This is a genomic window from Demequina sp. NBRC 110054, from assembly GCF_002090115.1.
GTDB lineage: Bacteria > Actinomycetota > Actinomycetes > Actinomycetales > Demequinaceae > Demequina.
Window position 1 is genome coordinate 1,068,924 of the sequence record NZ_BBRK01000004.1, and the last position, 23,381, is coordinate 1,092,304.

The following is a 23,381-nucleotide window of genomic DNA, read 5'->3' on the forward strand; positions in this document are numbered from 1 at the left end:
ACCGACCATCACCATCACGACAGCACACCCACGGAGGGGAACCATGGACGTCATCGCATACGTCATCATCGCGATCATCGCCATCGTCGCGATCTGGGCGATCGCCCAGTACAACGGGCTCGTCAAGCTGAGGAACCTGGTGCAGGAGTCCTGGCGTCAGATCGACGTCGAGCTCCAGCGCAGGCACGACCTCATCCCGAACCTCGTCGAGACCGTCAAGGGCTACGCCACCCACGAGCGCTCGACGCTCGAGGAGGTCACCCAGGCCCGCGCTGTCGCCGCGGCTCCCGGTTCCAGCCCCGCGCAGCAGGCGCAGCAGGAGAACGTACTGACGCAGGCGCTCGGTCGCCTCTTCGCGGTCGCGGAGGCCTACCCGGACCTCAAGGCGAACCAGAACTTCCTGCAGCTGCAGGAGGAGCTGACCAACACCGAGGACCGCGTCGCCGCCGGTCGCCGCTTCTACAACGCCAACGTGCGGTCGCTCAACACCAAGATCGAGACGTTCCCGACCAACCTCATCGCGGGGATGTTCGGCTTCACGCGCGAGGAGTACTTCGAGACCGTCGAGGCCGCGCGGCAGGTTCCCGGCGTCCAGTTCTAGGGGCGGGAGCCGACGCGGGCATGCATGAACACCCGAGCGGTCCCATGAAGCTGCGTGGGGGACCGAGTTGATCGACGTGCATGGGTTGTCCGTCGCAGGATTGATCCTGACGATGCTGGCCTTGGCGGCGATGCCGCTCCTCTTCTTTGGCATGCCAGTCGCGGGACTGGTCCTGTTCTTCGTCGCGCGGGGGTGGGATGCGAACCGGACGCTCCGGTACGCCGACATCATCCTGCGAGGCGAGGGGCTCGACCGGTTCTTCGCGAAGCGGATGCGCCTGGTGAACCCGTTCGACGGCTCGGTCTTCCTTGGCTTCATGCGTCCGTTGGGGCGCGGCGACTGGCGCGGCCGACGATGGGCGGCGTACACGACGGTCCGCAAGGTGAGGAGCGAGGTCTACCGCGAGGTGCTTGTCGTGGCGGTGTGGTCGCCGATCCGGCTTCCCGAGGCGACGCTCGCCTACGCGACTCCGTGGAATGCGGTCGTCGCGGGGAGGGGCAATGTCGTGGAGACCGAGTACGGCGAGTTCAACCAACGGTGGAGGGTCTTCAGCCGCCGTCGCCGGGAGCTGCACGCGATCCTCTCGCCGACGGCCGTCGAACGGCTGATGGCTCCCGAGCTGCGTGACGGCGTGCTGATGCTTGGCGGCAACACGTTCGTGCTGGAGGTCGGTGAGGACCTGAGTTCGGCGCCGCGCGTTGTCGATGCATTGATCGACGTGATCGACGGCATCCCGGCAGCTTTCGGTGGCGGTGCCTTGCCTCGAGTCCGGGACGCCCGCTGATCCGAGGACCGACTCGGACGCTGTCGAGGCGCGGCTGAAGCGACCGTTGGTCGCAGATCTGCAAAGGCAGTCTTTGCAGGAGTGATCGTGTGGCGGGCCGCTCGTTGTGGGACTAGATTCGAGGTGTGGTCGGCGTCAGGTGCCGGCCCGGACTCTGCGAGGAGCAGATCATGGACTTCTTCAGCGACTTCGTCTCAATTCTGCTGTTCACACTCTGGATCATGGTGTGGGTCGCATTCATCTTCCTGGTGTTCCGCATCATCATGGACATCTTCCGCGACCAGGAGCTGGGGGGCTTCTCCAAGTTCATCTGGGCGCTGTTCGTCATCATCCTGCCGGTGCTCGGCGCGCTTGTGTACGTGCTCGTGCGCGGCAAGTCGATGTCCGCGCGCGACGTGGCCGCGGCGGAGCAGATGCGCGCCGCGCAGGTCGAGTACACCAAGGGCCTCATGACCGAGGCCGGCGCGGCCTCGGAGATCAAGGCGGCCAAGGAGCTGCTCGACTCGGGCGCCATCAGCGCCGAGGAGTACGAGGCCATCAAGGCCAAGGCGCTCGCCTGACCCGACTCGAAACGAAGGCCGGTCCCGCAGGCGCGGGGCCGGCCTTCGTCGTTCCCTGGGCCCTGCCGCGCCGGACCGGGGACGTCTGCTCCCGGCCCCCGATCCGCCCTGAGCGCCCGCCTACACCCCGCCCCCGCATCGTCCCTGGCACCATCGCGGGGGCTCCGCTAGGGTCCTACGGGTCCGGAACGTGCACCGCGTGCCGGGAAGACTTGCTGGGGGAGAGCAATGGACAACCTTTTCATCGTCGTCGCCGTGTCTCTGCTGGTGCTCGGAGCCATCGCCTATGCGTGGTTCGACAAGCGCCGCAAGGACGCGCTCAAGGCCTACGCGACCAAGCGCGGCTACTCGTATGTCGCGGAGGACCGCGAGCTCGCCGACCGTTTTCACACCCGCCCCTTCGGCGACGGCACGCGGCGTCGCGCCTACGACGTCGTGTTCGGCGAGCGCGACGGCCTGAGGTTCACGACATACCGGTACGTCTTCGAGACGCCTCGCACCACGCACGACGGGCAGCACACCACCGACACGCACACGTGGCAGGCCACGTGGATCGAGCTCCCGTCCGCGCTGCCGTCGCTCGCCTTCAGCCCCGACAACGCGTTCCTGCGCGCGCTTGGTGGGCTGGGCCTGCGCGACGTCGACGTCGAGTCGCACGACTTCAACCAGCGCTGGCGCGTGGTCGCGGCCGACACCGCCTTCGCGCACGCGGTGCTCGCGCCCACCGTGATCGGAGGCATGCTCGCCCCGGTCCTCGAGGACCGCATCGTGTTCGTCGAGGGCGACGCGCTCGTGGCCGTCGACAAGGGAAGGTCGGACCTGTCCGACCTGGATGAAGTCCTCGACGCGCTGTCGGCCGTGCGCGACGCGGTGCCGTCGTTCGTGTTCACCGACTATGCGACGGGTCGCTGAGGCGACCTGAGGGGGCATCATCTACGTCGTCGTCGCTCTCTTCGTGGCCGGCTGCCTCGGGCTGTTCGCCTGGGCCGCCGTCGCGGAGAAGCGCCGCTGTGCCGAGCTGAGGGCCTACGCCGCGGCGCACGGCTACCTCTACACCGAGGCGGACGACTCGTTCATCGACCGATTTCACGTCCTCCCGTTCGGACAGGGCTCGAACAAGGAAGCGCTCGACCTCGTGGTCGGCTCGCGCGACGGGCTGAACTTCAGGACCTTCCAGTACAGGTACACGGTGGGCCGCGGTGAGGATTCGACGACGCGGCGGTGGCAGGTCACATGGATCGACCTCCCCACAGCGCTTCCGATGCTCGCGTTCATGCCGGACGCTGCTCTGTTCCGGATGCTGGGCGGCGGGGGGCTCGGAGACGTGGACGTCGAGTCCGACGAGTTCAATCGCCGTTGGCGGGTGGCGACCCGTGAACGGGCATATGCGCATGCGGTGCTGGCGCCCACCATGATCGATGCCATGCTCGCGCCGCGGCTGAGCGGCTGCGTCGTCTTCGTCGAGGGCCGGTCGCTGGTGGTCGCGCAGCAGCGCGTCATGGAGCTGGCGGATCTGGATCTGCTTCTCGATGCTCTGGTCGCCGTGCGAGATGCTGTGCCGCGCTTCGTCTTCGAGGACTACTCGCTCGATCGCTGACCGCGGTGTGGGTGACGGGGCGCGCGTGGGCGCGGGGCTGGCACGATGGTGGCCATGACAGACGATGCAGTCACCCTCGGCACCCCGCTCACCCCGACCGCGACCCGCGCGATGCTCCTGGGCTCCGGCGAGCTCGGCAAGGAGGTCGCGATCGAGCTGACGCGGCTCGGCGTCGAGGTGATCGCGGTCGACCGCTACGACGGCGCCCCGGCCATGCACGTCGCTCACCGCAGCCACGTCATCGACATGCTCGACGCGGACGCGCTGCGCGCCGTCATCGCCGCCGAGCGCCCGCGCCTCGTGATCCCCGAGATCGAGGCGATCGCGACCGACGTCCTCCTGGAGGTCGAGGCCGAAGGAGACACCCGCATCGTCCCGACCGCCCGCGCCACCAGGCTCACGATGGACCGCGAGGGCATCCGTCGCCTCGCCGCCGAGGAGCTGGGCCTGCCCACGTCGCCGTACGAGTTCGTCTCTTCCAGGGAGGACTTCGGGGCGGCCGTCGAGCGCCTCGGGACTCCGTGCGTCGTCAAGCCGGTGATGTCGTCGTCCGGCAAGGGCCAGTCGGTCGTCAGGTCCCCCGAGGACGTGGACGATGCGTGGGCCTACGCCGTCGAGGGCGGTCGCGCGGGAGGGGAGCGGGTGATCGTCGAGGGCTTCGTGGGCTTCGACTACGAGATCACGCTGCTCACGGTCCGACACGTGGGAGGGACGACGTTCCTGTCCCCGGTCGGGCACGTTCAGCAGGACGGCGACTACCGGGAGTCGTGGCAGCCGCAGGCGATGTCCGACGCGGCCCTCGCCGAGGCGGAGCGGATCGCGGGCGCCGTGACCGAGTCGCTCGGCGGCTGGGGAGTGTTCGGCGTCGAGCTGTTCGTGAAGGGCGATCGGGTGCTGTTCTCCGAGGTATCGCCGCGCCCGCACGACACGGGCCTCGTGACGCTCGCCTCGCAGGACCTGTCCGAGTTCGCGCTGCACGCGCGCGCGATCCTCGGCCTGCCCGTGGCGGCGCAGCCGCTGCGCGGAGCCTCGGCCTCGTGCGCGGTCCTCGCGGAGGGCAGCGGCGTGCCGGTCTTCTCAGGCGTCGACAAGGCGCTCGCGGTCGGCGGCGCCGACCTGCGCCTGTTCGGCAAGCCGCGGGTCGACGGCCGACGCAGGGTCGCCGTCACGGTCGCACGAGGCGACGACGTCAAGCACGCACGCCTGCGCGCGAAGGCGGCCGCAGCAGCTCTCCACATCGACCTGGTCGAGTAGGCGCTTTCCCCAGGTCAGAGGGACGGCGGGCCCGACTGTCACACGCCGATGCGAGCCTGGTCCCGACACCGATTCTTCAGGGGGCCACATGGCGACTCACGCACAGCTGCTCGACCGGGTCAGGACGCTGCTGGCGATCGCGGACGGCGGATCGCCGTATCCCGAGGAACGCGCGCTCGCGCGGGAGCGCGCCGAGAAGCTGATGGTCCGCCTCGCGATCGACGAGGCCGGGGTGCGGATGCCCGCCGACGAGGCGGTGCGGCCCACCACGCGGGACTTCGACCTGTCGGGCACCTACCTCAAGGATCAGGTCATCCTCGTGTGCTCGATCGCCAGGGTGTTCTCCTGCAAGAGCGTGATCCACGGCGACCGTCGCGTCATCTCGGTCGGGTTCGCCTCCGACCTCACGATCGTTGCCGCGCTCGTGGAGTCGCTGCTGCCCGCGATGCGCGTGGAGATGGAGGCCTACGGCGGCTCGCAGTCTCGGAGGAAGGCGTTCGCGTCCTCGTACACGGCGACGGTCACCGAGCGCTTGACGGACTTCTACGCGGGTGCGCTGCGCGAGGCCCAGTCGGAGGGCACAGGCTCGGAGATGGTGCTCGTCGATCGAGCGAGGCAGGTCGAGCTCGCGTACGAGGAGATGTTCCCGAACCTTCGCACGGTGCGTCGCCGCGTGCTCACCTCGTGGGAGGGGTGGAGCGAGGGAGATGCCGCGGGTCGCAGGGCCGACATCTCGCTCGGCAGGAAGGTGGATCCGGCCGCGCCGCGCGCGCTCGGTGCGTGACTACGCTCGGACGAGTGAAGCAGCAGCGAGATGAGGCGGGGCCGAGCGGCGGTGACCCCGCGCGGGGGTCCGACGAGGCGCCCGGCGTCGTAGAAGCGCCCGGATCCGACGAAGCGCCCGCGCACGGCGTCGGCCCGTGGGAGGGGGAGCTTCCCGACGACGACCGTTGCGACCCCGAGCTGCTCGCGGGCGGCGACCGCCGCAACGTGGTCGACCGCTACCGCTACTGGCGGCACGAGGCGATCGTCGCGGACCTCGACACGCGCCGGCATCCGTTCCACGTGGCGATCGAGAACTGGCAGCACGACCTCAACATCGGGTCCGTCGTGCGCACCGCCAACGCGTTCCTCGCGCAGGAGGTCCACATCGTCGGCAGGCGACGCTGGAACCGCCGCGGTGCGATGGTCACCGACCGCTACCAGCACGTGAGGCACCACCCCACCGCCGCGAACCTGGCGACCTGGGCCGCCGCATCGTCCCTGCCTGTGATCGGGATCGACAACCTCCCCGGCTCGGTGCCGCTCGAGACGTATGAGCTGCCGCGCGAGTGCGTGCTGGTCTTCGGCCAGGAGTCGGTGGGGCTGACGGACGAGCTCCGCGAGGTCGCGCAGGCGACGCTCGCGATCGCGCAGTACGGATCGACCAGGTCCATCAACGCGGGTGCGGCCGCCGCCATCGCGATGCACGCGTGGGTGCGTCAGCACGGCGACGTCGCCGCGGGACATCAGGGCTGAGGGCCGCTCACGGGTCTCGACGCGGGTTACTCGCCGTCGTAGTAGTCCCGCGCCCGCCCGCGCCGGTCGATCAGCCCGCGGATGGCGTTGCCCGGCTTCTCGATGAGGTGGTAGCTGAACCACGCGACCCCGATGCTGATCGGCAGCACGATCGCGAGGTCCATCGCGAGGCCGCCCCACCCGCTCGTGCCGGGGAGCAGCCCGTGCCCGTCGAGCAACAGGATCAGCGGCTCGTGCCACAGGTACAGGCTGTAGCTCACGAGGCCGAGCACCACGAGCACCTTGGTGTTCAGCGCGCGGGACCAGCGGTCCTCCTCGCCGAGCACGCTCGCGGCCAGGATGGCCACGAAGCCGAAGGCAGTGGCCGTGTGGAACCACGCGTGAAGTGCGTCGCCCGTCGGTCGCAGCGCGAGGGCGGCCACGAGCACCCCGAGCCCGACGATCCGGAGCCCCAGCGTCGCGGCCCGCGGCAGGCGGCGTGCCCCGCTCGCGACCACGACGGCGAGCAGCATGCCGAGCGCGAACTCGTCGAGCTTCGCGGGCAGGCCGAACCACACGCTCCAGTCGTCCCCCGCGGTGCCCTGCACGAGCCACGCGTCGAGCTTGTACGCGACGCTGCCGGCGAGCAGCAGCAGCGGCGTGAGCGTCGCGACCGCGAGCCCGGCGCCGCGGGACAGGCGGGGTGCGAGAGCCGCGAACGCGAGCCCGAGGATGGCGAGAAGCACGTAGAACTGGACCTCGATCGCGAGCGACCACGCGGGCCCGATCGTGTAGAAGATCTGCCCGTCGTCGTACACCTGGGTGAACGTGAGGTGCTCGAGCAGGTCCCACCAGTTCGCGTCGAGCAGCCCCCAGTTGCGCGAGGACCAGACCACGAGGATCGCGATCACGTACAGGGGGACGATGCGGGACGCGCGCCTCACGAGGAAGGAGCGGGCGCTCGGCATGTCGCCTTCGCCCGACAGTCCCCGCACGTACGGCAGGTAGAGCAGGAAGGCCGACAGCACGAAGAACAGGCTCACGAAGCCGTCGAGGCCGTGCAGGATGCGGTATCCCCAGTCGGCGTCGCCCCCGAGCGACCCCGGGCTCTGCGCGTCGATCTGCTGGAACACGTGGTAGATCACGATGAGGAGGGCGGCGACGCCGCGGTAGCCCTCGAGCCCGGCGAACCGGGCCCCGACGGTGCGCGCGGGGTCGTCGGCGGGCGTCAGGGTGCGGGGCGCCTCCGCGGTGACGAGGTCAGACGCGGTGCTTGTCCCAGACGCGGTGCTCATCTCAGACGCGGCCGTTGTTTCAGACACGGTGCTGTTATTAGACACAGTGCTGTTCCTAGACACAGTGCTCCCTCACCTTCTCGATGAGCGCCTCGACGGTGTCCGCGCCGGGGCGGGGCGCGCCGAGCTCGGCCATCAGGGTGCGGGCGACGACGCTGCCCTCGGGTCGCTCGTACGAGCCCAGCGCTCCCGCGAGGTTGTGGGCGGCGCGGTGCGCGTCGCGGATTGCCTGATCGGAGCCGGACGCGCCCGCGCGGATCGCCGCGAGCCCCTCCTCGAGGGTCGCGAGGCGCTCGGCCACGGTCGGCCTGAACCTCTCCCACAGCGCGGCGATGATCGCCGACGGGTCCTGCGCGCTCATGCGTCCCACCCCGCGGCGGTCGCCACCTGCGCCGCGAGGGTGCGCGGCGCGAAGGGCTTCGGGACGAAGCCGTCCACGTCGTCCGAGACGGGCGGCGTGGGGGAGGCGCTCATCATGAGGATCGGCGTGCGCGCGAGCGAGGGCAGCGCCCGCAGCCTCGCGGCGACCGTGAGCCCGTCGTCGCCGGGCATGAGGTGGTCGAGCAGGATCGCGTCGGGCGTCTCGGCTCCGGCCGCGGCGAGCGCGTCGTCCCCGTCGACGGCCTCGATCATCCGCAGCCCGCCGATGGTCTCGAGCGCGACGCGCGCGATCGCGCGCAGGTCCGGCTCGTCGTCGACCACGAGGATCGTCCTGGTCATGCCTTCACCTCCTGGGCGCGACGGTCGACGGGCACGTTGCTCTGGCCCGAGCGCATCGGGAGGCGCAGCGAGAACGTGCTTCCCTCGCCGAGCGTGCTTTCCACGGTGATCGAGCCGCCGTGCGCGCGCGCCATCGACTGCGCGATCGCGAGCCCGAGTCCCGAGCCGCGCTTGCCGCGGGGCGCGCTGCCGGGCGCCTGCCAGAAGCGGTCGAAGATGTGCGTCTGCGCGGCCTCCGAGATGCCGACGCCCGTGTCGACGACGTCGATCCTGAGGCCCTCTTCGTCGACGTGGGCCGCGAGCGCGACGGTGCCGCCCTCGTCGGAGAACCGCACCGCGTTGCTCGCGAGATTCGTGAGGACCTGGACGATGCGGCGCGCGTCTCCCCAGCATCGTGCCTGGGTGGGCGCCACCGTCACGGAGACGGAGCCAGCGTCGGCGAGCCCGGAGACCGCGTCCGCCGCCTCGGCCATCGCCTCGTGGACGCTCAGCTCGGCCCTGGTGATCTGGAGGCGTCCGGTCGCGGCCCGCTCGAGGTCGAGGATGTCGTCGACGAGCCCCATGAGGCGCACCGTGTTGCGCTGCGCGACGCCGAGCATCTGCGCGCCCGTCTCCGGGTCGCCACCGAGGTCCTCGAGCAGCTCGAGCGAGCCATGCACGGCCGCAAGCGGTGTCCGCAGCTCGTGGCTGACCATCGACACGAAGTCGTCCTTGAGCCTCTCGAGGTCCAGGCGCTCGGAGACGTCGTCGAAGACGAGGATCGCGGCGTGTGCGCCGCCGGTGTCCGTGAGCGCGCCGACTGACAGGTCGACGTGGAGGGGCGAGCCGTCGCGGCGCCAGAACGTCTCCCGCTGCGTGGTCCGCGAGGCGCCGTCCTCGAGCGTCGCGAGCACCGCGCACTGGGCGTGCGGATACGCCGTGCCGTCCTCGCGCTGATAGTGGGCGAGCGCGTGCAGCTCGCGGCCGATCAGCTCGGAGCCCTTCCACCCGAGCATGCGGGCGGCGGACGCGTTCACGAGCGCGATCGTGCCGTCGCTGTCGAGGCCGATGACGCCCTCGGCCATCGCGTGGAAGACCTGCTCGGCGCTCGCCAGCGCGGTCTCGGCCACGTCCAGGCGAGCCGAGACGTCGATCCTTCGGAGCTCTGCCTCGGGCCACTGGGCGAGGTCCGTCAGGACGCTGACCTCGTCGTCCGTCCACTCGCGCGGTGCGCCCGACATGACGGCGAGCGCTCCCTTGGCGCCGCGAACGCGGTCGCCCAGATCGAACGGCACTCCCAGGAAGGACTGGATCGCCCCGGCGGCGAGGCCCGCCGCCTCGGTGTCGGCGACCGCGAGCGGGGCGGTGCCCACGAGGGTCTCCGACAGCAGCCCCGTCGGATGCGCCGCGGGGTTCCTGTCGAGTCCCGCGGACCCGATCACGAGGAGGTGGTCCTCGGAGCGCAGGACTACGGCGGCGCCGTCGGCGCCGAGCAGCCGCTGCGCGGTGGCGGCCATCGAGTCGAACACGGGAGTGCCCATCGCCGTGGACAGCATGTCCCTGCGGGCGCGGCGCACTCCCTGAGGCGACTCGGCCAGCGCGCGCCACACGCCCGCGATCCTCGATCCGTCGCTCATCGTCCCGACATCCTCGGTGTCACCTTCCACTGCCGGTCGCCGACCATCTCCTTGACCTGCGCGACGCGCGCGATGATGTTCTTCCACTCGGTGTAGAACAGGGACGCGAAGAGGAGGTACATCCAGAACCACCCGCGGTGACGCCGGATCTCGGGTACCGCGAGCCGCCACGCGAACAGCGTCTGCGCCGGGCCGACCGTCGTCGTGAACAGCGTGGAGAGCACGAAGATCGCGATGAACCAGTCGAGGCTGTCGAGCCCGCCGTCACGCCACGCCATGAACGCGATGAGCGGGTACATCTGGAGGCTGACCCACGGGTAGACCTCGCGCCAGCCGAGCAGGAACGTCATACCGGCCTTCTGCTGGAGCGTGAGGGTGCGGGAGCGCCACGCGCGTCGCAGGTGCCGCTTCGACACCTGGAACCATCCCTGCGCCCAGCGCATGCGCTGGTTCCACAGGTGGCTCCACGTGGTGGGCGCGAGCTCACGCGAGATGAGGCCCGGGTCGTTGGCGATGCGGCCGCCGTCCTCGATGACGCGCATGCTCGAGTCGATGTCCTCGGTGAGCATCACGCCGCGCATGCGCGTGCGGCGCAGCACCTCGGTGCGCCAGTAGCCGTTCGCGCCGCCGAAGATCCCGAAGCCGTGCAGCTGTGCCCTGCCGGGGTGGCTGACGGCGTAGATGGCCTCGAACTCGACCGCGACCGTGCGCGCGGTGCGGCTGATGCCGCCGTTGCGGATCACGCAGTGGCCCTGGACGACGTCGTAGCCGTTCGAGAGCCATCGCCACGCGCGGGTGAACGCGTCGGGCTGCGGGTGGTGGTCGGCGTCGAACATGCCGACGAACTCTCCGCGCGTGTGTCGGAGCGCGGCGTTGACGTTCTGGGCCTTGGAGGTCGATCCCTCGACGCGCAGCGGCAGGAAGCGGGGGTCGCGCTCGGCGAGCCGGCGCAGCGTCTGCTCGATCAGGAGGCCGCGCGGGGTGTTGTACGCGAGGATCACCTGCAGGTCGGGGTAGTCGACGCGCAGGAACGACTCGACGGTGTCGAGGATCGTGGCCGACTCGTTCGGGAGGTAGGCGGCGATGATCGCGGTCGCCGTCGGGGGCGGCGATCCGGGCTCCTTGGGCGGCCGGACGGGGTCGAGCGCGTAGAGGCCCTCGGCCCAGATGAGGGCGCCCGTGATGGCCAGCGACAGCACGATCGTCACGTACAGGGGAGCGGTGATGTCCCACCCCAGGCGGTAGAGCGCCTGGTAGATGAGGAAGGGGCCGACGATACCGAGCGCGAAGGTGAGCGCGATCTGAAGCGGAGTCGTGAGGCGCGCGCGGAGACGTGCGAACCGTGACGGCGCGAGGGCGTTCTCCTCGGTCAGCTCGGCGCCCCAGCGCACCGGCGCGAGGTCGAGCTGCGTGGCCGCGGCCTCCGCAGCGGTCGCGGTCCGCCTGATGGCGGTCTCCAGGGAGTCGCCGCGCTGCGCGTCCGTGAAGCCGATGCTCGGCGTGAGGCGCACCGACTCGCCGCGCACCGCGAGGCGCGCGTCGGAGATGTCCTTCGCGAGCGAGGTGAGCGCGGCGGCGACGGTCCTGTCGGTGAAGTCGTAGGTCGCGACGACGAGGTCGCCGCCGTCCGTGCCGGCCACTGTGTGCTGGCCGAGCCTGGTCCGCGCGAGGCCCGCGACCTGCTCCTGGATGTCGTCCCAGCCGTCCGGCCCGAAGCGCGCCTGCACCATGAGGCGCTCCGCGAAGGCGATGCGGGCGATCGAGATGCGGCCGTCGGTCGCGCGAAGCAGATCGAGGGCGTCGACCAGCGCGTCGCCTGCGGGCATCGTGCGCTGCTCGGCGTCCTCGACGGTCTCGGCGGGAGCCTCGAGGTGCCGGCTCACCTGCGCGACGAGGTCGTCGACGGTGAACGGCTTGCGGAGGTACTCGTTGGCTCCGAGCCGCAGGCCGGTGGTGGCGTCGCCCGGGTCCATGCGCGAGGTCAGGAACAGCACGGGGACCGACTGGAGATCCGTCTGGCTGCGCAGCTTCGTGATGAGCTGGAAGCCGTTCATCTCGGGCATCATCACGTCGCTGATCACGAGGTCGGGGACCTCGACCGAGAGGATGTCCAGGGCCTCGGGGCCGGACGACGCCTCGATGACGTCGGCGCCCTCGGCATCCAGCACGGCGGAGACCAGGGCACGGATCATCTCGTCGTCGTCGACCACAAGGATGCGCGAGCTCTCCACGTGCATCCTCCTGGTTCCTGGGACTGGACCTCGCTTCCCGATCGGTCCGCCGTGCGCCGATGTGAGAAGTTCTCGGCACTTCGTGTCGATCCGTTGCGTCCGCTGCGTCGTCAGGGTGAGACTCGGGAGGGACCCGAGCTCACCGACGCGAAGGACATCGCCATGAAGTACCTGCTTCTCATCGCATCCGACCCCACGCTGCCGTCGCCCGAGCCGGGAGATCCCGAGTTCGACGAGTACATGGCCGCGTGGACGCAGTACACCCAGGACCTCGCCGAGGCGGGGGTCCTTCGCGGCGGCGAGGCGCTCCAGGGCGCCGAGACCGCGACCACCGTCCGCCATGCTGGCGACGGGACCACGTCGCTCGTCGATGGCCCGTTCGCGGAGCTCAAGGAGCACCTCGGCGGCTACTACGAGATCGACGTCGACACCCTCGACGAGGCGCTCGAATGGGCGCGCGGCCTGCCCGTGGGCGAAGGTGCGGTCGAGGTGCGACCGATCTTCCCGACCGACATGCCCGCCTAGGGCGTCGACGCTGTCCTCGGACCCTGTCGGCGCGGCGCTCACGCGCGTCGCTCGCGAGGAGGGCGGGCGCCTGCTCGCCCTCCTCGCCGACCGCCTGCACGACCTGGATGCTGCCGACGACTGCCTCCAGGACGCCTACGCGAGGGCCGCGCGATCCTGGTCCTCCCGCGGCGTCCCGGACGAGCCCGCGGGCTGGATCTACGTGGTCGCGCGCAACGCCGGGATCGATCGGCTCCGGCGCGAGGCCGCCGAGGGGCGCAGGACGGCCGCGCAGGCGCGGGTCCTCGCCACGGGCGTGGCGCGTGACGAGGCGCCCGACGAGGAGCCCGCCGACGAGCTCCTGGCGGAGTACGAGGAGGTGGGCGACGAGCAGCTGCGCCTGCTCCTCCTGTGCTGTCACCCCGCGCTGTCGCGGGAGACCCAGGTCGTGCTCATGCTCCGTCTCGCGGGCGGCCTCACGACCCGCGAGATCGCGGCCTCCTTCCTCCTGCCCGAGGCGACCGTGCAGCAGCGCATCGTCCGGGCGAAGCGGAAGATCCGCGCGGCCCGCATCCCGCTCGTCGTCCCCGCCGACCTGGACGAGCGCGCGTCGATCCTCGCGACCGTGCTGGGGCTGATCTTCAACGAGGGCTACGTGGCGCACTCCGCCGATGCGGGGACGCTGACGCGCGTCGAGGTCGCGGACCGCGCGATCGCGCTCACGAGAGCTGCGGTCGAGGCGCTGCCGGACTCGCCCGAGCTCGCGGCGCTGCTCGCGCTCGAGCTGTTCCACAGGTCACGCGAGGCGGCGAGGGTCGACTCGCGAGGCGCGCTCGTGAGGCTTCGCGACCAGGACAGGGCGCTATGGGACCGGGGACTCGTCGCCCAGGGCTTCGTGGTGCTCGGCAGGGCGCTCGCGATGCGCCGGCCCGGGCCGTGGCAGGTCCAGGCGCTCATCGCCGCCGAGCACACACGCGAGGCCCCGGACTGGGAGCGCATCGTGCGCTACTACGACACGCTTCTCGCGATGACGCCAGGACCGGTCGCGAGACTGTCCCGCGCCGTCGCGCTCGCCGAGGTGCGGGGGCCGGCTGAGGCGCTCGCCGAGATCGACGGGATCGACGGCCTCGACACGTTCCACCTGTGGCACGCCGCGCGCGCCGACATGCTCGAGCGCTCCGGCGACGCGCACGCCGCGAGGGTGGCCTGGACGCGAGCGGCGGAGCTGGCGGTCAATCCCGCCGAGGCGGACTACGCGCGGCGGCGGGCGACCGGAGAGGGTGCCTCCCCGGCCTCGTGACACGCGCCGTCGGGCCGCGATGCGGTGGCCGCCGCCAGTCGTTCCGTACCTGCGCGAACGCCAGCGCCACCGCAGGACCAAAGCCCGACCGCGCATCGTCCTGATCTCTGCAAGAATGACAAGCGGTTCCATCCGCACAATCTCAGGAGCAACCCATGGCTATCGCCACCACTGAGTCCTACGCCGCGATGCTGGACGCCGCCAAGGCCGGCGGCTACGCATTCCCCGCGATCAACATCACCTCGTCCTCGTCCGTCACCGCAGCCATCCAGGGCTTCGCGGAGGCCGAGTCCGACGGCATCATCCAGGTCTCCGTCGGTGGCGGTCAGTACGCCTCCGGCTCGACCATCAAGGACGCTGTCGTCGGTTCGCTCGCGCTCGCGGCCTACGCCCGCGTCGTGGCCGAGAAGTACGGCGTCACCATCGCGCTCCACACCGACCACTGCCACAAGGTCTACCTCGACGAGTGGCTGAAGCCGATCCTCAAGCTCGAGGCCGAGTCGATCGCCGCCGGCAAGGGCCCGATCTTCAACTCGCACATGTGGGACGGCTCGTCCGTGCCGATGGACGAGAACCTGCTCATCGCCGAGGAGCTCCTCGAGATGTCGCAGGCCGCCGACACGATCCTCGAGATCGAGATCGGCGTCGTCGGTGGCGAGGAGGACGGCCACTCGGCCGAGGTCAACGACAAGCTGTACTCGACCCCCGAGGACGGCATCAAGACCATCGAGAAGCTGGGCCTGGGCGAGAAGGGCCGCTACCTGACGGCCATGACGTTCGGCAACGTGCACGGCGCGTACAAGCCCGGTGCCGTCAAGCTGCGCCCGGAGATCCTCGGCGACATCCAGTCCGCCGCTGCCGAGAAGTTCGGCAAGGAGAAGCCGTTCGACCTCGTGTTCCACGGTGGCTCCGGCTCGACCGCCGAGGAGATCGCGACCGCTGTCTCGCACGGTGTGATCAAGATGAACATCGACACCGACACGCAGTACGCGTACACGCGTCCGGTCGTCGACCACATGATGAAGAACTACGACGGCGTCCTCAAGGTCGACGGCGAGTGGGGCAACAAGAAGGCCTACGACCCGCGCGCCTGGGGCAAGCTCGCCGAGGCGGGCATGGCCGCCCGCGTCGTCGAGGCCTGCCAGCAGCTCGGCTCGGCCGGCAAGAAGATCTGACGATCTGAATCCGTTCGCTGAGCCCCCGCGGTCCTCGACCCCGGGGGCTCAGCCACGTTCGGGGCTGGTCCGAGCGATCGGTGACCGCGCGGCGCGCGGTGAACCGCGCATCGTCCGGGCCGGATAACCTTATGAATCGGGGCGCAATCGTCCCAACAATCGACCAAGCCCCCGGCGAAGCACCGGGGTGAGGGGAGCAGCACCGTGCCTGGTGTGGTGATCGTCGGAGCCCAGTGGGGCGACGAGGGCAAGGGAAAGGCGACCGACCTGCTCGGTTCGCGCGTCGACTACGTCGTGAAGTTCAACGGCGGCAACAACGCCGGCCACACGGTCGTCGTCGGGGACCAGAAGTTCGCGCTTCACCTGCTGCCGTCGGGCATCCTCACGCCAGGTGTCACCCCGGTCATCGGCAACGGCGTCGTGATCGACCTCCGCGTGCTGTTCGGCGAGCTCCACGCGCTCCAGGAGCGCGGCGTCGACACGTCGAAGCTGCTGATCTCCAACGCGGCGCACCTCATCACGCCCTACGCGCGCACGCTCGACAACGTCACCGAGCGCTTCCTCGGCAAGAAGAAGATCGGCACGACCGGTCGCGGCATCGGCCCCGCGTATGCGGACAAGATCAACCGCCTCGGCATCCGAGTCGGCGACCTCTTCGACGAGGAGCTGCTGCGCGACAAGATCGAGGGCGCGCTCGCCCCCAAGAACCACATGCTCGTGAAGGTCTACAACCGCCGCGCGATCACGGTCGACGAGGTGGCCGACGAGCTGCTCGGCTACCGCGACGAGATCGCGCCGATGGTCGCCGACACCGGGCTCGTGCTCGCGAGCGCACTCGCTGAGGGCAAGAACGTCCTGTTCGAGGGCGGCCAGGCGACGATGCTCGACGTGGACCACGGCACGTACCCGTTCGTCACGTCGTCGAACGCGACCGCGGGCGGTGCGTGCACCGGCTCGGGCGTCGGGCCGACCGCGATCGACTCCGTCATCGGCATCGTCAAGGCGTACACCACGCGCGTGGGCGAGGGGCCGTTCCCGACCGAGCTGCACGACAAGTGGGGCGACCGCCTGCGCGACGTCGGCCACGAGTTCGGCACCACCACGGGCCGCCCGCGCCGCTGCGGCTGGTACGACGCGGTGATCTGCCGCTACGCCTCGCGCATCAACGGCCTGACCGACCTGGTGCTCACCAAGCTCGACGTCCTCACGGGCATCGAGGAGATCCCGGTGTGCGTCGCGTACGAGATCGACGGCGTCCGCTACGACGAGCTCCCTCAGGACCAGGCGCTGTTCGCGAAGGCGACGCCGATCTTCGAGACCTTCCCCGGCTGGACCGAGGACATCTCCAAGGCGCGGACCTTCGAGGAGCTTCCGGCGAACGCCCGCGACTACGTGCTCGCGCTCGAGAAGATCTCGGGCTGCCGCATCTCGGCGATCGGCGTGGGCCCTGCGCGCGACGAGATCGTCGCGCGTCACGACCTGATCCACACGCGCTGAAGCGGGGTCGGCGCTGGGCTGCGCGGGTCGTCTGGCGGGCGCGCATGCGTCCTGGCAGTACATGAGTGCTGGTTTCGGGGCCGATCTCGGCACTCATGTACTGCCAGCGCGCACGGCGTGAGCACGCCTACCGAGCCCCCGCGCCGTCGGCGCCCGCCGCGAGTCCGCACACACCCTCTTGCGGAGGAAAGGCTCCGGCTTTATCGTTGACTGGTGCGCGACAGCGTGCAGCACCCGCGGTGGCTTGCCATCGGCCGCCGCGCGCTGAGGGGCCCCCGGTGGGTGTCCGGCTCGCGATTCACGCCTCGCTCGGTCTGGGGGGACTTCGAGGTACGCCAGCGGACGCCCGCCAGGGGTCAGCCACCACCCGCCGTCATGCCGCGATCGGCTCGCCGGTCGCCCCGCGCGCCGCCGCCGGAGCCAACCGCCCCCAGAGCCAGCCACCACCCGCGGTCGCGCGGCTACGCCGCCCGCTCCCTCACCACCTTGGCGATGTCGACCCGAGCGATCTGCCGCGACGCGGGCCACTGCGACACGAGCGCCGCGAGCACCACGCCGAGTGCCGCCGCCGGCAGCGACCACCACGGCCAGTGGATGGACAGCGAGAAGATGTCGTCGTTGAAGGTCTGCAGGAAGCCGTCGGCCGCGATCACCCCGAGCACCAGCCCGAAGGGGATCGCGAGCACGGTCGCCAGCATGTTCTCCGTCGCGATCGCCCCGGCCACCCGCCGCAGGGGCACTCCCGCCGCGCGCAGGGTCGCGAGCTCTCCGGTGCGCTCCACGACGTTCACGGCCATCGTCACGTACATCACGGCGAGCGCGAGCACGGCTCCCAGCAGCACCATGACCCCGATGAACGCCCAGAACAGGCCCAGGTACTGCTCGACCGAGCTGAGGATCGCCCGCTGGTCCTGGTAGGCGACCACGCCGTCGAGCCCGGTGATCGTGTCCCGCATCGCGTCGCGGTCCACCCCGTCATCGAGCGTGATCGCGAACTGCTCGACCGAGGACGACCCCAGCGCGTCCGTCGCGGTCTCGAGCGATGCGTACACGGAGGTGCCCATGGGCTCGTCCACGAATCCCTCGATCACGGCCTGCGTCTCTCCCGCGTCGGTCGACAGCGTGACGGTGTCGCCCACGGAGACGTCCAGGAGGTCCTGCATTGCGTGCCCCACGAGGATCCCGTCCGACGGCAGCGCCACCTCGTCGCCGGACGAGTCGAGGAAGCCGTGCATGATCGTGTCGGTCTCGTAGCCGGTGAGGCTCGTCGCGTAGCTGCCGTCGTCGCTGATCACGGTGGCGGACCCGCTGACGGTGGCCTCCACGACGTCGACGCCATCGGTGCCCTCGAGCGTGGCCTGCATCCCCGTGCCGGTCTGGGCCACGACGGCCGCGTCCGACAGCACCACATCGTCGAACTGGGTCCGGATCGCGTCGACGATCGAGACCATCATCCCGGCGGAGGCCATCACGAGCACGAGCGCGAGCACCGTGCCGAGCATCGTGGCGAACGTGCGCCGCTTGGAGCGGACGACGTCGCGAAGCGCCATGCGCAGGCCGACCGGCAGCCCCTGCCTGCGGGCCACGAAGCGGCTCCACGGCCCGGGCGGCGAGGCGTCGGCGACGGGCCGCATGGCCTGCGTCGGGGACGTGCGGGACGCGACGACGGCCGGACCGAGCGCGCCGAGCATGCCGACCACCGCGCCGAACACGAGACCCAGCGCGATCATCCACGGGTGGGTCTCCACGACGGTATCGGGGATCCCGAGCGCCCCCGTGTAGGCGGACGTGATCGCGCCGTTCGCGAGGGCGCCGAGCGCCGCTCCGACGACCGCGCCCGCGAGCCCGATGATCAGGCCCTGACCCAGGTAGTGGCGGAGGACCCGGCCGCGCCGTGCACCGGCGGCCATCATGGTCCCGATGACCGGGCGCTCCTGCAGGATGCGGCGCGTGAGGAGCACCCACGCCGCGACGCCCGCGGCGATGAGGAACAGCGCGGGGAAGGCCTTCGACATCTCGTCGAATCCCTGGAGGTCCTCGTTGAGGGTTGCGTGCGACGCCTGCTCGAGCTGCGTGGTCACCGAGGTCGCCCCTGCGGAGGTCATCGCGGCGGTCACGTCGGCCTCGAGCGCGTCGCTGAAGTCGTCGGGAAGCAGCACCTGCACCTGGTTCGGCCCGGTGCCGGACCACGTCTGGACAGCGTCCTCGTCGGCGTAGAGGACCGCGAACGAGTGCGGGTCGGAAAGGGCGTCCTGCCGGCTGCGCGCGGGCCACAGGTACTCCGCGGACTCGACGATCCCCTGGACCGTCACGTCCTGCCAGCCCGCAGCCGAGTAGACCTGGAGCGTGTCGCCCACCGCGATGTCGAAGGTGTCGGCGGCGTGCCGCTCGACGAGCACCTCGTCGGTCGCGCCCGAGTCGAGGTAGTCCCCCTCGAGCACCCCGACGTCGTCGACGGCCGCGCGTTCGTCGGACGGGAGGCCGACGACCCGGCCGAGCAGCTTGGTGTCGCCGATGAGCATGGGCGGGTCCACCTGCGTGCGGGTGATCGCCTCCTCCGCGCCGGCGTCGAGCGCGGCCTGCGCCACGGCCTCGGAGTCGCCGCCGAGCGCGGTGAGGTCCGCGAACGCGAGGCGGTCGTAGGTCTGCTCGTAGGACACGGTGAGGTTCTGGAACGCGCCCGCGGTCGCCACGTAGAGCATGACGCCGAGAGCGATCGTGATGCCGACCGCGATGACCTGCGTGCGCTGCCGCCACAGGTCCCGATAGGACTTCTTGGTGCGTGCCTGCATGGCGATCACCAGGTCACGTCGGCGGCGTCGGCGGGGTTCTCATTGCGTTCGCTCGACGCGATCTGGCCGTCGACGAGCGTGATGACGCGATCCGCGATCTGGGCGACCGAGACGTTGTGGGTGACGATGATGATCGTCCTGCCCTGACGGTGAAGGTCCTGGAGCAGGCCGAGGATCTGCTGCCCCGTGGGCAGGTCGAGGGCGCCGGTCGGCTCGTCCGCGAACAGGATGTCGGGGTCGGTCGCGAGGGCGCGCGCCACGGCCACGCGCTGCTGCTGGCCGCCCGACAGCTGCGCCGGGAAGTTGTCCATCCGGTCGCCGAGGCCGACGGCCTCGAGCACCTCGGGAGCCCGCGCCTTGTCGCCGCGGCCGGTCATCTCCATGATCACCTCGACGTTCTCTCGCGCGGTGAGCGTGGGGATGAGGTTGAAGAACTGGAAGATGAAGCCGACGTGGTCCCGGCGGAAGTCCGACAGCTTGGCAGGTGCGACGTCGCTGATGTCCGCTCCCGCGACCTCGACCTTGCCGTCGGTGGACGGCTCGATGCCGCCGATGATGTTGCACAGGGTCGTCTTGCCCGAGCCCGATGGTCCGAGGATCACGACGAGCTCGCCCGACGGGATGTCGAGGTCGATTCCCTTGAGGGCGTGGACGGCGTTGTCGCCCTCCCCGAAGACCTTGGTGAGGCCGGTGACGCGGACGCCGCGGTCGGTCGCGACGGTGGTGTCGGTGCTCATGCGCGCTCCTTGTGTGGCTGGGTGAGGTCGTGGGGGGACAGGGACGATGCGGTGGTCGGCGAGGTCTCAGGGGCCTCGGCCGTCTTGGTCGGCAGATGGAACGCGCCGTGGTGGTAGACGTCGAGCGCGTCGGCGGTCCAGCGCGCGGCGCCCTCGGGGCTGAGGGGGTCGGTGCCGATCGCGTCGGCGATGTGCTCGCGCAGCAGGATCATCGCGAGGTCGTTGACGATCAGGAACGCCGCGCGGGCGTCCGGGTCGGCCGCCTCCCTGGCGACGCCCGCCGCGACCAGCCCGTCCTGCATCGTCCTGGCCGCCTGGAACCATCCGCGGAAGAGCCGGCGGCCCGCGTCGCCCCCGTCCAGGAGCAGGCGCCTCACGTACGTGGGGACGGGGGAGTCGGGAGGGACGACGGAGAGCAGCAGCTCCGCGAAGCTGCCGGAGCCCTGGTCCGCGGCGAGGGCGTCGGCGAGCTCCGCGGGGGGCGAGGAGGCGGCGACGTCGAACATGCGCGCCACCTCCTCATCGATCGCGTCGCGCAGGCCCTCCTTGGAGCCGTAGTGGTGGAGGACGTTCGCGGGCGAGGTGCCCGCGCATGCGGCGATGTCGCGCACGCTCGTGCCCGCGACCCCGCGCTCGGCGAACAGCTCGAGGGCGCACGCGCGGATCTGGTCCCGTGCGGTGGTGGCCTCGGACGGTGTCGACTGATCCATGCTTCCCATACCGTCGACCATACTGAACGAACGTTCAGTCAGCAAGAGGGGCAGCCGGGAAACCGGGTTCAGGCGGCGCAGGCCCGTGCGAGGATGGGGCGACCGCGGGTCGGCAGGGAGCCGCGCGGACGCGGCGAGGGAGACCCATGGACAGGCGGATGGCGATGCATGTGCGGTACTCGCTGCTCGAGGGCCTGATCGTCGGCGTCATCTGGGCGTTCTTCTTCCGCAGCTCCGTGATGTGGGTGCTCACCTTCGCGCTGGCCTGGACCGTGATCGCGGTCCTGCGGCGGCGGTGGTGGGAGAGCCGTCGGTAGACTCGCGAGCGTGATCGTCCTTCTTGTCGGAAGCGGCGCCCGCGAGCATGCGCTCGCCCGCGCGCTCCACCTCGACCCCGCCGTCACCCAGCTCCACGCCGCCCCCGGCAACCCGGGCATCGGTGAGATCGCGAAGCTGCACTCCGTCGACGCGAACGACGGCCTCGCCGTCGCCTCGCTCGCGGCCCTGGTCCACGCCGACCTGGTCGTCGTGGGTCCCGAGGCGCCGCTCGTTGCGGGCGTCGCCGACGCGGTGCGCGCCGAGGGCATCCCCGTGTTCGGGCCCAGCGGCGAGGCCGCGATGCTCGAGGGCTCCAAGGCCTTCGCCAAGGAGATCATGGCCGCCGCGGACGTCCCGACCGCCGCGCCCCGCGTGTGCACGACGGTGGACCAGGTCGCCGCGGCGCTCGACGAGTTCGGTGCCCCGCACGTCGTCAAGGACGACGGTCTCGCGGCGGGCAAGGGAGTGGTCGTCACGTCCGACCGCGCCGAGGCCCTCGCCCACGGCGAGGCGATCGTGAACGCAGGCGGCCAGGTCGTCATCGAGGAGTACCTCGACGGACCCGAGGTCTCCCTCTTCTGCATCTGCGACGGCAAGACCGTCGTGCCGCTCCAGCCCGCGCAGGACTTCAAGCGCGCCTACGACGCCGACGAGGGCCCCAACACGGGCGGCATGGGCGCCTACACCCCGCTCCCCTGGGCCCCCGAGGGCCTCGTGGATGAGGTCGTGCGCACCGTCGCCCAGCCCACGGTCGACGAGATGGCTCGCCGCGGCACTCCCTTCGTCGGAGTGCTCTACTGCGGCCTCGCGCTCACCTCGAAGGGCACGCGCGTCGTCGAGTTCAACGCGCGCTTCGGCGACCCCGAGACCCAGGTGGTCCTCTCGCAGCTGAGCACCCCGCTCGGCGGCGTCCTCATGGCCGCGGCCCAGGGCGGCCTCGACGCCATCCCGCCGCTCGAGTGGAAGGACGGCGCCGCCGTCACCGTGGTCCTCGCGGCCCACGGCTACCCCGCGGATCCGCGCAAGGGCGACCGCATCACGGGCATCAAGGTGGCCGAGCGCATCGATGGCGTCCACGTGCTCCACGCGGGCACGTCCTCCGACGGCGAGGGGCACCTGCTCGCCTTGGGCGGCCGTGTGCTGTCGGTCGTCGGCGAGGGCGCGGACCTGACCGCCGCCCGCGACAAGGCCTATGAGGGGATCGCGCCGATCGAGCTCGACGGCTCCCACCACCGCAGCGACATCGCCGCGCGCGCCGCCGCGGGCGAGAACCTCCTGGAGGCCTGATGCCCGGTCACGTCGTCCCGCCGACCGCCCCCGAGCTGCCGGGCTGGAAGCACGTCTACTCGGGCAAGATCCGCGACCTCTACGAGCCCGTCGAGCCGCACCCGCGCGGCGACGTGGTCCTGGTCGTGGCCTCCGACCGCATCAGCGCGTACGACTGGGTGCTGCCGACCGAGATCCCCGGCAAGGGCGGCATCCTCACGGGCCTGAGCCTGTGGTGGTTCGACCAGGTGCGCGACATCGTGCCGAACCACACCGTCGAGGCGCCCGTCCCGGCCGAGGTCGAGGGGCGCGCGATGGTCTGCAAGCGCCTCGACATGTTCCCCGTCGAGTGCGTGGCGCGTGGGTACCTCACGGGCTCCGGCCTCGTCGAGTACAACGAGTCCGGGACCGTCTGCGGCATCCCGCTTCCCGAGGGCCTGGTCGATGGCTCGCGCCTGCCCGAGCCGATCTTCACCCCCGCCACCAAGGCCGAGGTCGGCGAGCACGACGAGAACGTGAGCTTCGAGGCGATCGTGGAGCAGATCGGGCTCGAGGACGCCGAGGCGCTGCGCGACCTCACGCTCGCGGTCTACTCGCGCGCCCACGAGATCGCCGCCGAGAAGGGCATCATCCTCGCGGACACCAAGTTCGAGTTCGGCCGCACCGCCGACGGCGAGATCCTCCTCGCCGACGAGGTGCTGACGCCCGACTCGAGCCGCTTCTGGCCCATGGACGAGTGGGAGCCGGGCCGCGCGCAGCCCAGCTTCGACAAGCAGTACGTCCGCGACTGGCTCACCTCGCCCGAGTCGGGCTGGGACAAGAAGTCGGACGATGCGCCTCCCGCGCTTCCCGCGGACATCGTCGAGCGCACGCGGCAGCGCTATGTCGAGGCCTTCGACAGGCTCGCGAAGCACTGAGCCACGCGTC

23 protein-coding genes are annotated in these 23,381 nt (G+C 70.8%); 15 read left to right on the forward strand and 8 right to left on the reverse strand.

The annotated features are described in order from the left end of the window. Positions 1 to 43 precede the first annotated feature (43 nt). From B7K23_RS04925 to B7K23_RS15430, 8 genes are all read left to right on the forward strand, one after another. Complete coding sequence (locus B7K23_RS04925; RefSeq protein WP_084125264.1) at positions 44 to 601, forward strand: LemA family protein; 558 nt, start codon at positions 44 to 46, stop codon at positions 599 to 601. Positions 602 to 752: 151 nt separating this feature from the next. After that, entirely contained in the window at positions 753 to 1,385 is a 633-nt protein-coding gene (locus tag B7K23_RS04930) for a hypothetical protein (protein WP_143338091.1), read from the forward strand. Positions 1,386 to 1,555: 170 nt separating this feature from the next. Continuing rightward, entirely contained in the window at positions 1,556 to 1,945 is a 390-nt protein-coding gene (locus B7K23_RS04935; protein WP_084125266.1) for an SHOCT domain-containing protein, read from the forward strand. A 228-nt stretch (positions 1,946 to 2,173) separates the two neighbouring features. Further along, positions 2,174 to 2,857 carry a hypothetical protein gene (locus B7K23_RS04940; RefSeq protein WP_084125267.1) on the forward strand — a complete coding sequence of 228 codons (684 nt, stop codon included), beginning with the start codon at positions 2,174 to 2,176 and terminating at the stop codon, positions 2,855 to 2,857. 43 nt (positions 2,858 to 2,900) lie between these two features. Further along, positions 2,901 to 3,542 carry a hypothetical protein gene (locus B7K23_RS04945; RefSeq protein WP_084125268.1) on the forward strand — a complete coding sequence of 214 codons (642 nt, stop codon included), beginning with the start codon at positions 2,901 to 2,903 and terminating at the stop codon, positions 3,540 to 3,542. Between the two features lie 54 nt (positions 3,543 to 3,596). Next, a complete protein-coding gene (purT, locus tag B7K23_RS04950) occupies positions 3,597 to 4,796 on the forward strand; it encodes a formate-dependent phosphoribosylglycinamide formyltransferase (RefSeq protein WP_084125269.1) in 1,200 nt (399 codons plus the stop codon). Positions 4,797 to 4,884: 88 nt separating this feature from the next. After that, positions 4,885 to 5,580: a DUF2786 domain-containing protein gene (locus B7K23_RS15425; protein ID WP_143338092.1), complete on the forward strand. Its 696-nt coding sequence runs from the start codon at positions 4,885 to 4,887 to the stop codon at positions 5,578 to 5,580. A 14-nt stretch (positions 5,581 to 5,594) separates the two neighbouring features. Next, on the forward strand, positions 5,595 to 6,314 hold the full coding sequence (locus B7K23_RS15430; RefSeq protein ID WP_143338093.1) for a TrmH family RNA methyltransferase: 720 nt from the start codon (positions 5,595 to 5,597) through the stop codon (positions 6,312 to 6,314). A 26-nt stretch (positions 6,315 to 6,340) separates the two neighbouring features. Here the strand turns inward: B7K23_RS15430 and B7K23_RS04960 are convergent, their stop codons facing one another. From B7K23_RS04960 to B7K23_RS04980, 5 genes are read right to left on the reverse strand one after another with little or no spacing between them, the layout of a single operon-like run. After that, on the reverse strand, positions 6,341 to 7,588 hold the full coding sequence (locus B7K23_RS04960) for an acyltransferase (protein WP_084125270.1): 1,248 nt from the start codon (positions 7,586 to 7,588) through the stop codon (positions 6,341 to 6,343). Positions 7,589 to 7,643: 55 nt separating this feature from the next. After that, positions 7,644 to 7,949 carry an Hpt domain-containing protein gene (locus B7K23_RS04965; RefSeq protein ID WP_084125271.1) on the reverse strand — a complete coding sequence of 102 codons (306 nt, stop codon included), beginning with the start codon at positions 7,947 to 7,949 and terminating at the stop codon, positions 7,644 to 7,646. Next, entirely contained in the window at positions 7,946 to 8,308 is a 363-nt protein-coding gene (locus B7K23_RS04970; RefSeq protein ID WP_084125272.1) for a response regulator, read from the reverse strand. Before B7K23_RS04970 ends, B7K23_RS04965 begins: the two co-directional genes overlap by 4 nt. Continuing rightward, positions 8,305 to 9,924 carry an ATP-binding protein gene (locus B7K23_RS04975; protein WP_143338094.1) on the reverse strand — a complete coding sequence of 540 codons (1,620 nt, stop codon included), beginning with the start codon at positions 9,922 to 9,924 and terminating at the stop codon, positions 8,305 to 8,307. Before B7K23_RS04975 ends, B7K23_RS04970 begins: the two co-directional genes overlap by 4 nt. Further along, the gene (locus B7K23_RS04980; protein ID WP_200809766.1) at positions 9,921 to 12,155 is read right to left on the reverse strand and encodes a response regulator; all 2,235 of its coding nucleotides are present in this window, start codon (positions 12,153 to 12,155) and stop codon (positions 9,921 to 9,923) included. The genes B7K23_RS04975 and B7K23_RS04980 overlap by 4 nt, the downstream gene beginning before the upstream one ends. A gap of 162 nt (positions 12,156 to 12,317) precedes the next feature. Between B7K23_RS04980 and B7K23_RS04985 the strand changes: the two genes are divergently transcribed. The 4 genes from B7K23_RS04985 (at position 12,318) to B7K23_RS05000 (ending at position 16,631) form a co-directional block, all read left to right on the forward strand. After that, complete coding sequence (locus tag B7K23_RS04985; protein WP_084126160.1) at positions 12,318 to 12,680, forward strand: YciI family protein; 363 nt, start codon at positions 12,318 to 12,320, stop codon at positions 12,678 to 12,680. Next, complete coding sequence (locus B7K23_RS04990; RefSeq protein ID WP_234996425.1) at positions 12,634 to 13,959, forward strand: RNA polymerase sigma factor; 1,326 nt, start codon at positions 12,634 to 12,636, stop codon at positions 13,957 to 13,959. Before B7K23_RS04985 ends, B7K23_RS04990 begins: the two co-directional genes overlap by 47 nt. Before the next feature lie 155 nt (positions 13,960 to 14,114). After that, a complete protein-coding gene (fbaA, locus tag B7K23_RS04995) occupies positions 14,115 to 15,134 on the forward strand; it encodes a class II fructose-bisphosphate aldolase (RefSeq protein WP_084125275.1) in 1,020 nt (339 codons plus the stop codon). Positions 15,135 to 15,338: 204 nt separating this feature from the next. Then, positions 15,339 to 16,631: an adenylosuccinate synthase gene (locus tag B7K23_RS05000; RefSeq protein ID WP_084125276.1), complete on the forward strand. Its 1,293-nt coding sequence runs from the start codon at positions 15,339 to 15,341 to the stop codon at positions 16,629 to 16,631. A gap of 461 nt (positions 16,632 to 17,092) precedes the next feature. On the opposite strand, the gene B7K23_RS05005 is transcribed toward B7K23_RS05000, so the two are convergent. From B7K23_RS05005 to B7K23_RS05015, 3 genes are read right to left on the reverse strand one after another with little or no spacing between them, the layout of a single operon-like run. Continuing rightward, a complete protein-coding gene (locus B7K23_RS05005) occupies positions 17,093 to 19,423 on the reverse strand; it encodes an ABC transporter permease (protein WP_084126164.1) in 2,331 nt (776 codons plus the stop codon). A 5-nt stretch (positions 19,424 to 19,428) separates the two neighbouring features. Next, positions 19,429 to 20,160 carry an ABC transporter ATP-binding protein gene (locus B7K23_RS05010; protein WP_084125277.1) on the reverse strand — a complete coding sequence of 244 codons (732 nt, stop codon included), beginning with the start codon at positions 20,158 to 20,160 and terminating at the stop codon, positions 19,429 to 19,431. After that, positions 20,157 to 20,879, reverse strand: a complete 723-nt coding sequence (locus tag B7K23_RS05015) for a TetR/AcrR family transcriptional regulator (protein WP_159451314.1) — start codon at positions 20,877 to 20,879, stop codon at positions 20,157 to 20,159. Before B7K23_RS05015 ends, B7K23_RS05010 begins: the two co-directional genes overlap by 4 nt. Positions 20,880 to 21,016: 137 nt before the next feature. Here B7K23_RS05015 and B7K23_RS15675 point away from each other — a divergent pair, with 137 nt between their 5' ends. From B7K23_RS15675 to B7K23_RS05025, 3 genes are read left to right on the forward strand one after another with little or no spacing between them, the layout of a single operon-like run. After that, positions 21,017 to 21,187, forward strand: coding sequence for a hypothetical protein (locus B7K23_RS15675; protein ID WP_159451315.1), 171 nt, complete (start codon positions 21,017 to 21,019; stop codon positions 21,185 to 21,187). A 10-nt stretch (positions 21,188 to 21,197) separates the two neighbouring features. Beyond that, entirely contained in the window at positions 21,198 to 22,475 is a 1,278-nt protein-coding gene (gene purD, locus B7K23_RS05020) for a phosphoribosylamine--glycine ligase (RefSeq protein WP_084125279.1), read from the forward strand. Further along, the gene (locus B7K23_RS05025; protein WP_084125280.1) at positions 22,475 to 23,371 is read left to right on the forward strand and encodes a phosphoribosylaminoimidazolesuccinocarboxamide synthase; all 897 of its coding nucleotides are present in this window, start codon (positions 22,475 to 22,477) and stop codon (positions 23,369 to 23,371) included. The genes purD and B7K23_RS05025 overlap by 1 nt, the downstream gene beginning before the upstream one ends. The last annotated feature ends 10 nt before the right edge of the window (positions 23,372 to 23,381 follow it).